Origin of the sequence: Kitasatospora sp. NPDC094028, from assembly GCF_049543595.1 — a bacterium.
Lineage (GTDB): Bacteria > Actinomycetota > Actinomycetes > Streptomycetales > Streptomycetaceae > Kitasatospora.
In genome coordinates this window covers 1-1,826 of record NZ_JBMVFA010000083.1, presented here as the reverse complement: position 1 = coordinate 1,826, position 1,826 = coordinate 1, and the positions used below count along the sequence as shown (strand labels likewise).

The window sequence follows — 1,826 nt, the reverse complement described above, 5'->3', positions numbered from 1 at the left end:
CTGAGGACAAGCCCTCGGCCTATTAGTACCGGTCAACTCCACCCCTTACAGGGCTTCCATATCCGGCCTATCAACCCAGTCGTCTACTGGGAGCCTTACCCTCTCAAGGAGGTGGGAGTGCTCATCTCGAAGCAGGCTTCCCGCTTAGATGCTTTCAGCGGTTATCCCTCCCGAACGTAGCCAACCAGCCATGCCCTTGGCAGGACAACTGGCACACCAGAGGTTCGTCCGTCCCGGTCCTCTCGTACTAGGGACAGCCCTTCTCAACACTCCTACGCGCACAGCGGATAGGGACCGAACTGTCTCACGACGTTCTAAACCCAGCTCGCGTACCGCTTTAATGGGCGAACAGCCCAACCCTTGGGACCTACTCCAGCCCCAGGATGCGACGAGCCGACATCGAGGTGCCAAACCATCCCGTCGATATGGACTCTTGGGGAAGATCAGCCTGTTATCCCCGGGGTACCTTTTATCCGTTGAGCGACGGCGCTTCCACAAGCCACCGCCGGATCACTAGTCCCTACTTTCGTACCTGCTCGACCCGTCAGTCTCACAGTCAAGCTCCCTTGTGCACTTACACTCAACACCTGATTGCCAACCAGGCTGAGGGAACCTTTGGGCGCCTCCGTTACCCTTTAGGAGGCAACCGCCCCAGTTAAACTACCCACCAGACACTGTCCCTGATCCGGATCACGGACCCAGGTTAGACATCCAGCACGACCAGAGTGGTATTTCAACGACGACTCCACCCAAACTGGCGTTTGGGTTTCAAAGTCTCCCACCTATCCTACACAAGCCGAACCGAACACCAATATCAAGCTATAGTAAAGGTCCCGGGGTCTTTCCGTCCTGCTGCGCGAAACGAGCATCTTTACTCGTAATGCAATTTCACCGGGCCTATGGTTGAGACAGTCGAGAAGTCGTTACGCCATTCGTGCAGGTCGGAACTTACCCGACAAGGAATTTCGCTACCTTAGGATGGTTATAGTTACCACCGCCGTTTACTGGCGCTTAAGTTCTCAGCTTCGCCCCGACGAATCAGAGCTAACCGGTCCCCTTAACGTTCCAGCACCGGGCAGGCGTCAGTCCGTATACATCGCCTTACGGCTTCGCACGGACCTGTGTTTTTAGTAAACAGTCGCTTCTCGCTGGTCTCTGCGGCCACCCCCAGCTCAGAGTGCAAGACTCATCACCAGGAATGGCCCCCCTTCTCCCGAAGTTACGGGGGCATTTTGCCGAGTTCCTTAACCATAGTTCACCCGAACGCCTCGGTATTCTCTACCTGACCACCTGAGTCGGTTTGGGGTACGGGCCGCCATGAAACTCGCTAGAGGCTTTTCTCGACAGCATAGGATCATCCACTTCACCACAATCGGCTCGGCATCAGGTCTCAGCCTCAATGAGTGACGGATTTGCCTATCACTCGGCCTACACCCTTACCCCGGGACAACCACCGCCCGGGCTGGACTACCTTCCTGCGTCACCCCATCGCTCACCTACTACAGACTTGGACCAGCGGCTCCACCACTTCCCTTTGCCCGAAGGCTCCGGGACGGCTTCACGGCCTTAGCATCATCTGGTTCGACGTTGGCGCTTCAAAGCGGGTACGGGAATATCAACCCGTTGTCCATCGACTACGCCTGTCGGCCTCGCCTTAGGTCCCGACTTACCCTGGGCAGATCAGCTTGACCCAGGAACCCTTGGTCAATCGGCGCAAGAGTTTCCCACTCTTGTATCGCTACTCATGCCTGCATTCTCACTCGTATACCGTCCACGACTGGTTTCCACCGCCGCTTCACCCGGCACACGACGCTCCCCTACCCATC

The 1,826-nt window shown here is 56.8% G+C and carries 1 rRNA gene; it reads right to left on the bottom strand.

Annotated elements, in window-relative coordinates:
- Positions 1 to 2: 2 nt before the first annotated feature.
- Positions 3 to 1,826: ribosomal RNA gene (locus tag ACPC54_RS41875) — 23S ribosomal RNA — on the bottom strand; the annotation flags it as partial.